Genomic DNA, 9,441 nt, shown 5'->3' with positions numbered 1-9,441 from the left:
GTCCTTGTTCGGGGTCTCGCCCACAACCACCCCCCCCCAAAAGGGCCCCCTACTTGGGGCGTTAGCTGAGCTGCAGCACGCCGTCCACGCGTCGGGGAATGCCCAGCGGATTCGACTCGTGCAGGGCCGGGTGCAGGATGCTCTCGGGTGCGTCCTGATAGGCCACGGGCCGTTGGAACCGGCGGACCGCAGTGGCCCCCACCGAGGTGAACAGCGACGTCGTGGCGGGGTACGGACCCCCGTGCTGCTGAGCCCAGTTCACGGCGACGCCGGTCGGCCAGCCCGCGAAAAGCACACGCCCGGCGAGCCCGCTGAGCTGTTCCACGAGAGCGGAAATATCCTCGCCGGGCTGCGAGTGGATTGTTGCAGTCAGGCTGCCAGGCACCTCGGCGAGGGCCTCGGACAGTTCTGCCTCGTTGGCGTATTCGATCAGCAGGGTGGTGGGACCAAAGCACTCCTCCAGGAGCTCCTCAGGCCGCTCAAGCACGTTGGCTGCGGTGGTGGAGAAGACCACCGGAGCGGCGCCATCAGACAGGCTGTCCTGCTCGGCCGTGCCGCTCACGACGACGACACCTGGCTGTTCCGCGACGCTGCGGAGACCGTGCGGATAGGCTTCCGCAATGCGCTCCGTAAGCATCGCTGCCGCCGGCTTGTCCTTGCTCGCCTCAGCCAGGTGCGCGGCGAAATCCGTTCCGGCGGGAATGAAGATCAGGCCCGGCTTGGTGCAGAACTGGCCAGCGCCCATGGTAAAGGAAGCTGTGAGGCCGGCGGCGAGTTCCTGTCCCCGTTCCCCAAGGGCGGCCGCGGTGATGACCACGGGGTTCAGGCTCCCCAGCTCACCGTAGAACGGGATGGGTTCGGGGCGGGAAACGGCGAGGTCGAACAGTGCCCGACCACCAGGGATGGACCCGGTGAATCCCACCGCCTTGATCGCGGGATCCTGGACCAGTGCCGTCCCGGCTTCGCGCCCGCTCACCAAGGCGAAGATTCCCTCCGGGGCTCCAGCAGCAGCCAACGCCTCCGTGACGATCTCCGCCGTGCGCTCGGACAGCCGGAGGTGGCCGGAATGCGCCTTGACGATTACCGGGCAGCCAACGGCGAGCGCGGAGGCGGTATCGCCGCCGGCCACCGAAAACGCGAACGGGAAGTTCGACGCCGAGAACACGGCTACCGGGCCAAGCGGCCTGAGGATGCGGCGCAGGTCGGGCTTGGGCGGGGTTGCCGCAGGGTCGGCGTGGTCGATCACGGCTTCGAGGTAGGAACCCTCTGTGATCACCTGTGCGAACAGCCGCAACTGGCCACTGGTCCTCGCCACCTCACCGGTAAGCCTGACCGTGCCCAGGCTCGTCTCGGAGTCGGCGATCGCCACAAGTTCCGTCACGTTGGCGTCCAAAGCGTCGGCGACGGCGGTCAGCCAGGCTGCCCGCTCGGCGTCGGACGCTGCTGCGGTGGCCTTTGCAGCGGCAGCGGCGGCGGCCGTAACCGCTGTGAGGTCAAGAGTTGCTGTACTCAACGTGGTTTCCTTTGCTCTCGAGGGCGTCGGTGGTGGAGGCCTGAGTGGAAAAGTCGAACCCGAGCCCGACCTTGCCGGCGGAGCTGAGCCGGCTGTTGCGGATCCGGATCGGAGATGGACCGTCAAGGATGCCGAGTTGCTCGAAGGAAGCGTCTTCAACGTCCTCCACGCTGACGGCCTCCGCCAGGGTCAGGGCAAGCTGGCCCGACAGTTCGGGAAGGAGGTGCGGGGCAACCCTGATGCTGTTGGCACGTGCCAGTTCGACGATCCGCCGGAACGGGGTGATGCCGCCGACGCGCACGATGTTGGGCTGGATGATGTCCACCGCTTCGGCTTCGATGAAGTCGCGGAACCGGTAGATGGTGTGGACGTTCTCCCCCAATGCGATGGGCACCGGCGAGTGCTTGCGCAGCCTCCGGTAGGCCCAAAGATCGTCTGCACGGATCGGCTCTTCCAGCCACTCCAGTCCGTACTCCACTAAAACATCCAGTGCCCGGAAAGTGTGCGCGAGGTCCCAGCGCTGGTTGGCGTCAATCATGAGCAGCCGATCCGGGCCGATGGCTTCGCGGACCGCGGCCACGCGTTCGGCGTCTTCCCGGAGTTCCGGCTTGCCCACTTTGATCTTGACGGCCTTGTGTCCTGCAGCAACCCACCGCTGGGCTTGCTCCACGAGTTCATCCAGGGTGTAGTGCAGGTTGACGCCCGAACCATAGACCTCCACGGAGTCCTGCCGCTGACCCAGAAGGCCCGTGACCGAGGTGCCGGCCTGTCGTGCCTTCAGGTCCCACAAGGCAAGGTCCACGCCGGCCATCGCGACGGTGGTCAGCCCTCCCCCGCCGGCTTCGTGCAGGCGCCGCCACAGCTGGTCCCACACAATCTCCGGGTTGGCTTCGAGACCGATGATGAACGGGGCGATGTCGTAGTCCAGCAAGGCCTTTACTGCCTGGGGACCGATGGTCGGTGTCCAGGAGAATCCGTGGCCCGTCCCGCCGTCGTCAGTCCTCAGCTCGGTGACAATCACATGGTTCTCCGGAGCCTCCACCCCCCAACTGCGAAGCAGCGGGACCGTGATGAGGCGTGTGGAGAGCCCGGTGATGCGGCTGGTCATCAGTTGCCGGCCAGTTCGTGGCCCTTGGCGAGGATGGCCTTGAGCTCCAGCAATTGGTCCTCTGTGGGGTCCACCAGCGGCGGGCGGACGGAGCCGACGGGCAGGCCGGCGAGCCGCAGACCGGCCTTGATGAGGGAGACTCCGAAGCCCGGAGTCTGGTCGCGAAGCCGGACGAGGGGTCCGTAGAAGCCCTCAAGCAGCGCGTTGCGGCGCTCCTCGTCGCCTGATACGTAGGCGTCGTAATACGCCTTCGCGATCTCCGGAGCCATGGCGAACGCCGCCGAGGAATAGAGCGGGATGCCCAAACCACGGTAGGCACCCTGCGTCAGCTCCGCCGTGAGGAGACCATTGAAGAGTGCGAAATCCTCCCGGCCGCTTGCCTTGATCGCGGAGACGATTTCCTGGGCGAGTCCAACATCGCCGATCCCGTCCTTGAAGCCCACTACCTTGGGGTTCGCGGTCAACCGGGTCATGGCGGCGGCCGTGAACTTGGCGGTGCCGCGGTGATACACGATCACGGGCAGGCTGCTGGCCGCGGCCACAGCCTCGATGTAAGCAACCACACCGTCCGTAGGGCCAGTGACGAGGTACGGCGGAAGGACCAGAAGCGCATCTGCGCCGGCTTCTTCAGCCACCTTCGCGGCGGCCAGGGCATGGCCCAGCGGACCACCGGCGCCGGCGACGACCGGTACGGCACCCGCCACAACCTCGACGGCGGCAGTCACCACGGTGCCGATCTCGTCGAGGGACAACGCATGGAATTCACCTGTGCCGCATGCCGGGAACACTCCGCCCGGACCGAAGGGCAGGCGGGAGGCGATGTGCTCCTTCAGGAGGGCGACATCCACAGAGCCGTCCTCGGCGAAGGGCGTGACGGGGAAGAAAAGTACTCCGTCGAAATTCATGCTGTCTCCTTGCTGGTTGCTCCCGCAGGCACCAGGCCGCGGTGGTTCTCGTCATTGAGTAGTGCTGTGTCTTCGCCTTCGTAGGGCGGGGTGAGCTCGGTGCGCCAGCTGCGCTTCGGTTCCCAGCCGAGGAGTTCGCGGGCCTTGTCCACGGAGAATGCAGGGCTGGTGCCGGTGAGGTGCTCCGTCAGTGGACCGCTGCCCGGCAGGAACCGCGGGAACAATTCGGCCAGCGGCGAGGTGGCCAGGGCATCCTTGGCACCGACGAAGAACGTTTGCCCGTTGGGAATGGTCTCCATCTTGGCCAGGAGCACATCCAGGAATTCCGCGACATCCCTGGCATCCACGTAGTTGAACAATGCCGGGGCGGACAACGCGGGATCGTCCAGGCGTTCGCGGACCGTGTGGCCCTGCTGCGTCAGCGCCCCTTCCCATTCCTCGGGTGAGATCACGTAGCAGGGGCGGAACGCCGCGTACCGGATTTTGTCTCCTTGGGCGGCAGCGAACATCTGGACGGTCTGCTCTGCGATCAACTTGGACAGCGCGTAAGCGTTCCACGGCTTGGGCGGCGTCTGCTCGTCCAAGGGGAACGACGGCGGCAGCCAGCCGGCCGGCGAACCGTAGCCAAGGGCGGTCGGGCTGCTTGCCGTCACGATCTTAGGCACGCCGGCGTCGGTCGCGGCGCTGATCACCGCGTAGGCGAGCCTGGTGTTCGTGCTGAAAATGACGTCCTCCGGCGCGCTGAAAGGTACCGCAATAGCAGCGAGGTGGATGACGGCGTCGGGCGTTGTCTCCCGGATCAGCCGCTCCGCCTCGCCCGGGGCCAGGAGGTCAGCGGTGTGCTGCGTCGCGCCTTTCGGCAACTGATCCGTGGGGATGGCGTCGCGGTCCACCGAAACCACGTCGTGGCCCGCCTCGGCCAGTCCGGCCACCACGCTGCGGCCCAGCCGGCCGGAACCGCCGGTAACGAAAATCCTGCTCATCTTGATGTTCCTTGCGTCTACTGGACGGCCGCTAGGCCTGGTCGCGGCTGAGGTCGACGCCGAGGCCAAGTTCGCTGATGCGGACAGGCAAGTCGGTGTCAAGGGACTGGTTTCCGGCGATGCCCACCGAGACGGAACGGAGTCCGTCGATGTATCCGGACGGACGGCCCAGCGGGTCGATGCCGGGGCCGTTGAAGAGATCCGAAAGCAGCAGGTTGTCTCCGCCGCCGTGGCCGCCTTCGCCGTTGATGATCGGCACCTCGTAGGCCGCTTCCCAGTGGCGCTGGACCACCAGGCGCTCTCCGTTGCGGCGCACGGCGTCTTCCTCTTCGATGGGGGTTGCGCTGGGGTCCACGACCGTCTTCTTGTCCGTGCTGAATTCGACGGCGGCACGCTCCACCACTTCGAGTTCGGCGCGGCCCTCCGTACCGTTCACGGTGACGCGGTAGCCCTCCCAAGGACTGTGCGCGTTCAACGAGTAGCTCAGGGTAGGGCCGCCCTGGTAGTCCACCACGAGGGCCAGGTTGTCCTCGATGGTGATTCCATCGGTGAAGACGTCCTGGTCGCGGCGGTAACCGTCAAACTTCTCGTTGTCGTAGTACAGGGCCTTCAGCCGCTCGTCGTCACGCAGGTCCAGGCGGAACGGATCGCGCTCGAGGCCGTCCACGGTTCCGCGTTCCGGACGTGCCCCGAGGCCGCGTTCGCTGGCGTTCTTGTCACCGTAGAACCGCAAGCCGCCGGAGGCGAAGACACGCTCGGGAACATCGTTGATCCACCAGTTGACGAGGTCGAAGTGGTGGGACGCCTTATGGATGAGCAGGCCGCCGGAGTTCTTCTTGTCGCGGTGCCAACGGCGGAAGTAGTCGGCTCCGTGCACGGTGTCCAGCACCCAGCTGAAGTCGATCGACGTCACCTTGCCGATCACGCCGTTCTGGATGACTTCCTTGAGGGCCGAGTTGCGCGGCGAGTAGCGGTAGTTGAAGGTGACCACCACGTTGCGGCCCGTTTCGGCCACGGCCGTCGTAATGCGGCGGCAGCCCTCGACGTCGATGGTCAGCGGCTTTTCGACCACGACGTCGGCACCTGCCTCGAGCGCTTCAACGATGTAGTCGGCGTGGGTGAAGTCGGGCGTCGTAACAATGACCCGCTCAATGCCGTTGGCCTGGATGAACTCCGTGAGCTGCGCGGGCTCGAACGTCTCCACGGGTCCCGGCGCACCGAGCTCCTGGATGAGCCCTTGGTAGAAGTCCACTCGGCCCGGGTTCACATCGGAGAGGGCCACGAGCTCGGCTACGTCGGCGTGCTGGCCGAAGATGGCGCGGATGTACATTTCGGAGCGTCCACCAGTGCCGATGAGGGCGATCCTGGTGCGTTGTCCGGCGGTGCCCGGAGAGGCCGTGGCGGCGGTGGGATGGGTCTCGGCGGTGTCGACGTTGACCATGGAGAATGCCCCTTTCCAAAGGCAGGAGTGAACCGCTTGACGGCCCGGCTTGTTCTGGGAAGAATCATGAGAAAGCGTTTTCTCAGAGCGTTATAAGCTTTGTATCAAGACTCTGGCGGTCGCGTCAACCATCGCCCCAACGACGGGGCAGCACGGGGCCAGTCAATCGGAAGGGGCAACATGGCACGCAGGAATACCAACAGGCGCGTTGGCATTGCCGACGTCGCAGAGAAGGCAGGCGTCTCCCACGCCACAGTGTCGCGCGTCATGAACGGCAACGCCGCGGTTGATCCCGGTATCGCCGAACGCGTCCGTGCCGCAGCCGCTGAATTGAAGTACCAGCCAAACCCGGTGGGCAGGAGCCTGGCCCTCGGTAAGACGGACACCATCGGCATCGTGGTGCCGGATTTGGCCAACCCCACCTTCCAGGCCATCCTTCGCGGCCTGAGTATCGCCGCAGCCCAGGACGGCTACCGCGTGCTGATCGCGGACTCGTCCGAAGTGACCAGCGAGGAAGCCATCCTTGCCGGCGAGGCGCGGCGGCGCTGCGACGGCGTGGTGCTGTGCGCACCCCGCATGCCCGATGCCGAACTCGAGGAACTCGCCCCAACGTTGCACCCGCTGGTCCTCATCAACCGGACCACCATCAACACCAACACCCCCAGCCTCAGCGTCGACTACGGGCAGGGCATCCAGCAACTCGCTGAGCATCTGGTGTCCCTGGGCCACCAACGCCTGGTTTACCTCTCTGGACCCGAGCACAGCGCTTCAAACCGCCAGCGCTTGGTGGGCTTGGCGGAATTCCGCAAGGAGCACCCTGAAATTGAACTCCAGATGCTGCATGGAGGCTCGAACTTCGACTCAGGGCACGACTCCACGGAAGCAATCGTCGCCAGCGGCGCCACGGGGATCCTGGCATTCAACGACCTCGTTGCCATGGGTCTCCTGAGCGGCTTGCACGAGCGGGGCATCAGGGTTCCCGAGGACATCTCCGTGACCGGCTTCGACGACATCCCGTTCGCCAAGTACACCACCCCACCCCTCACCACCGCTGCCGTCCCCATCAACGAGCTCGGCAGCCTGGCATGGAGGCGCATGCGGGAGCAGATCCAGCAGGCCGGCGAGACACCCGTCCACCAGCAGGACGAGTTCGCTCCCCGGATGGAAATCCGCAAGAGCACCTCCACGCCAGCCCTCAAGCCCGCCTGACAAAGCAACGCGGGGTCACTTACGGCCCATACCAAAGGCAAACATGGGCCGTAAGTGACCCCGCGTTGCGTTAATCCTTAGTGGGCTGCCCACCCACTCCGGCTTCCGCGTAGAACCCGCGGATGTGCGCCGCCACGAGATCTGCCGCCTTGCCGCCGTCGTTCGCGTTGACGGCGGAGAGAATGGCGCGGTGCTCAGCCCGGAGCCGCGCTGACGTGGCATTCCAATCGGGCAGGTTCCCAGTGAGCTCGCCGGCGTAGTTCTGGATCGCCCCACGCAGCGAGGCCATCATGGCGCTCACCACCGCGTTGCCCGCCGCCTGTGCGAGGGCCACGTGAAACCGCGCGTCGAGGGCCAGGAAAGTCTCAATATCCGGAGCCTGCTCCATCTGGTCCAGCAGTTCGGCGGCCTCGTCCAGTGCAGGTGCTCCGACATGGGCCCGCTCGGCCGCCCAGGACTCCAGGAGCACGCGGGTCTCCACGATGTCAGCCACCGGGAGATGCCGGGTGGCCACGTGCAAGCGGAGTGTCGAGCCCAAAGCAGACCCCGGCTCGGCAATAACGATGGTGCCCGCGTCCTTCCCCGAGCCCACGCCGGCCCGGACCACGCCCATCGCCTCGAGGATCCGGACAGCCTCACGCACCGATGTCCGGGAAACCTGCAATTGCTCAGCCATTGTCCTCTCGCCGGGCAGGCGCCCGCCAAGAGCCAGTTCGCCACTGGACAACTGCTTTTCGATCCACTCCAGGACAAGTTCGTGCGTTCGCATACCGGAATACTAGTTGATGTGGTCCAACCACATGCCTTACAGTGTGGTTAGACCACACAATTCAAGGGAGAACCGCATGACCGAGACCCTCGATCCCAAGCTCACTGCTGCCCCCGCCGACGCCGGCAGCGACCAAAACGTCAGCCGCGCGCCCCAGCCGGCACCCGCCCTCGTACGGCCTCCGGCCCTGAAGCGACGCGTGCCCAAAGTCTCGGATCTGGCTCCGCTGATGCAGTTCAAGAAGCCGGAATTCAGCAAGACGGCCCGGCTCAAGCGGGCCAGCACCATCTGGGAGCTGCGGGACATCGCCAAGCGCCGCACCCCGCAGGCGCCCTTCGATTACACCGATGGCGCGGCGGAAGCCGAGATCACCCTGCGCAGGGCACGCCAAGCCTTCCAGGACATCGAATTCCGGCCCGGCATCCTGCGTGATGTCTCCAGGATCGACCTCCGCACTGACATCCTCGGCCAGGAATCGAAGCTTCCGTTCGGCATCGCACCCACCGGCTTTACCCGCATGATGCAGTCCGAGGGCGAATACGCTGGCTCGCAGGCAGCTGAGGCAGCAGGCATCCCCTACACCCTGTCCACCATGGGTACCGCCTCTATCGAGGACGTGGCCGCAGCTGCCCCGAACGGCCGGAACTGGTTCCAGCTCTACCTGTGGACGGACCGCGACCGCTCCTTGGAGCTGATCGAACGGGCTGCCAAGGCAGGGAATGACACCCTCATGGTTACGGTGGACACGGCCGTCGCCGGCGCCCGCCTCCGCGATGTCCGCAACGGAATGACCATTCCGCCGGCATTGACTTTGAAGACGGTGATGGATGCTTCATACCGGCCGGCTTGGTGGTTCAACTTCCTGACCCACGAACCACTGACGTTTGCCTCCCTGTCCCGCTACACGGGCACCGTGGCGGACCTCATCAACTCCATGTTCGACCCCACCTTGACTTACGAGGACCTGGATTGGTTGCGTGAGACGTGGAAGGGCAAGCTCGTGGTCAAGGGCATCCAGACCGTCGAGGATGCCCGGAAGGTGGTGGATCACGGCGCGGACGGCATCGTGCTGTCCAACCACGGCGGCCGCCAGTTGGACCGCGCACCCATTCCGTTCCACTTGCTCCCCGAGGTCTCGGCCGCGTTGAAGAACCACAACAGCAAGGCCGCGGTCATGCTGGACACCGGCATCATGAGCGGCGCCGACATCGTGGCAGCCCTGGCACTCGGAGCGGACTTCGCCTTGATCGGCCGCGCCTACCTTTACGGCCTGATGGCCGGCGGACGCGAAGGCGTGGACCGGACCATCCAGATCCTGGAAAAGGACATGACCCGGACCATGGCACTGCTGGGCGTCAGCAAGGTCTCAGACCTCAACCCGGACCACGTGCGCTTGCTGCAGCGATAACCCATGTAGGTCGCAAAATTGGGGGGGTTTTGACCACAAAAAACCCCCAGTTGGGCCACACATGGGGTCCCACCGCGGTTGGTGTTGGGCGGGGGCCGCCAAGCG

Annotated in this window: 8 protein-coding genes; 2 read left to right on the top strand and 6 right to left on the bottom strand. The window is 65.5% G+C overall.

Features of this window, described 5'->3' with window-relative positions:
* Nucleotides 1–61: 61 nt before the first annotated feature.
* Genes ACFVSJ_RS24125 through ACFVSJ_RS24105 form a run of 5 tightly spaced genes read right to left on the bottom strand, consistent with a single transcriptional unit; the run spans nucleotide 62 to nucleotide 5,950 of the window.
* Nucleotides 62–1,513: an aldehyde dehydrogenase (NADP(+)) gene (locus ACFVSJ_RS24125; protein ID WP_387439651.1), complete on the bottom strand. Its 1,452-nt coding sequence runs from the start codon at nucleotides 1,511–1,513 to the stop codon at nucleotides 62–64.
* The gene (locus ACFVSJ_RS24120) at nucleotides 1,494–2,621 is read right to left on the bottom strand and encodes a mandelate racemase/muconate lactonizing enzyme family protein (protein WP_387439650.1); all 1,128 of its coding nucleotides are present in this window, start codon (nucleotides 2,619–2,621) and stop codon (nucleotides 1,494–1,496) included. The genes ACFVSJ_RS24125 and ACFVSJ_RS24120 overlap by 20 nt, the downstream gene beginning before the upstream one ends.
* Nucleotides 2,621–3,526, bottom strand: coding sequence for a 5-dehydro-4-deoxyglucarate dehydratase (locus ACFVSJ_RS24115; RefSeq protein WP_387439649.1), 906 nt, complete (start codon nucleotides 3,524–3,526; stop codon nucleotides 2,621–2,623). Before ACFVSJ_RS24115 ends, ACFVSJ_RS24120 begins: the two co-directional genes overlap by 1 nt.
* Complete coding sequence (locus ACFVSJ_RS24110; protein ID WP_387439648.1) at nucleotides 3,523–4,509, bottom strand: NAD-dependent epimerase/dehydratase family protein; 987 nt, start codon at nucleotides 4,507–4,509, stop codon at nucleotides 3,523–3,525. The genes ACFVSJ_RS24115 and ACFVSJ_RS24110 overlap by 4 nt, the downstream gene beginning before the upstream one ends.
* A 31-nt stretch (nucleotides 4,510–4,540) precedes the next feature.
* A complete protein-coding gene (locus tag ACFVSJ_RS24105; protein ID WP_387439647.1) occupies nucleotides 4,541–5,950 on the bottom strand; it encodes a Gfo/Idh/MocA family protein in 1,410 nt (469 codons plus the stop codon).
* A gap of 180 nt (nucleotides 5,951–6,130) precedes the next feature.
* On the opposite strand from ACFVSJ_RS24105, the gene ACFVSJ_RS24100 reads away from it, so the two are divergent.
* Nucleotides 6,131–7,159: a LacI family DNA-binding transcriptional regulator gene (locus ACFVSJ_RS24100; protein ID WP_387439646.1), complete on the top strand. Its 1,029-nt coding sequence runs from the start codon at nucleotides 6,131–6,133 to the stop codon at nucleotides 7,157–7,159.
* Nucleotides 7,160–7,229: 70 nt separating this feature from the next.
* Here ACFVSJ_RS24100 and ACFVSJ_RS24095 read toward each other — a convergent pair whose 3' ends face one another.
* Nucleotides 7,230–7,928, bottom strand: a complete 699-nt coding sequence (locus ACFVSJ_RS24095; protein WP_387439645.1) for a FadR/GntR family transcriptional regulator — start codon at nucleotides 7,926–7,928, stop codon at nucleotides 7,230–7,232.
* Nucleotides 7,929–8,004: 76 nt separating this feature from the next.
* Here ACFVSJ_RS24095 and ACFVSJ_RS24090 point away from each other — a divergent pair, with 76 nt between their 5' ends.
* Complete coding sequence (locus ACFVSJ_RS24090) at nucleotides 8,005–9,336, top strand: alpha-hydroxy-acid oxidizing protein (protein ID WP_387439644.1); 1,332 nt, start codon at nucleotides 8,005–8,007, stop codon at nucleotides 9,334–9,336.
* The last annotated feature ends 105 nt before the right edge of the window (nucleotides 9,337–9,441 follow it).

It is taken from the genome of Paenarthrobacter sp. NPDC058040, from assembly GCF_042885775.1.
GTDB lineage: Bacteria > Actinomycetota > Actinomycetes > Actinomycetales > Micrococcaceae > Arthrobacter.
This window is presented reverse-complemented; position numbering and strand designations above follow the sequence as displayed.

What these genes read in the sequence shown, in the direction of transcription:
- ACFVSJ_RS24115 (WP_387439649.1), bottom strand. Translation starts at nt 3,526, where the DNA reads ATGAATTTCGACGGAGTACTTTTCTTCCCCGTCACGCCCTTCGCCGAG.
- ACFVSJ_RS24110 (WP_387439648.1), bottom strand. Translation starts at nt 4,509, where the DNA reads ATGAGCAGGATTTTCGTTACCGGCGGTTCCGGCCGGCTGGGCCGCAGC.
- ACFVSJ_RS24120 (WP_387439650.1), bottom strand. Translation starts at nt 2,621, where the DNA reads ATGACCAGCCGCATCACCGGGCTCTCCACACGCCTCATCACGGTCCCG.
- ACFVSJ_RS24100 (WP_387439646.1), top strand. Translation starts at nt 6,131, where the DNA reads ATGGCACGCAGGAATACCAACAGGCGCGTTGGCATTGCCGACGTCGCA.
- ACFVSJ_RS24095 (WP_387439645.1), bottom strand. Translation starts at nt 7,928, where the DNA reads ATGCGAACGCACGAACTTGTCCTGGAGTGGATCGAAAAGCAGTTGTCC.
- ACFVSJ_RS24090 (WP_387439644.1), top strand. Translation starts at nt 8,005, where the DNA reads ATGACCGAGACCCTCGATCCCAAGCTCACTGCTGCCCCCGCCGACGCC.
- ACFVSJ_RS24105 (WP_387439647.1), bottom strand. Translation starts at nt 5,950, where the DNA reads ATGGTCAACGTCGACACCGCCGAGACCCATCCCACCGCCGCCACGGCC.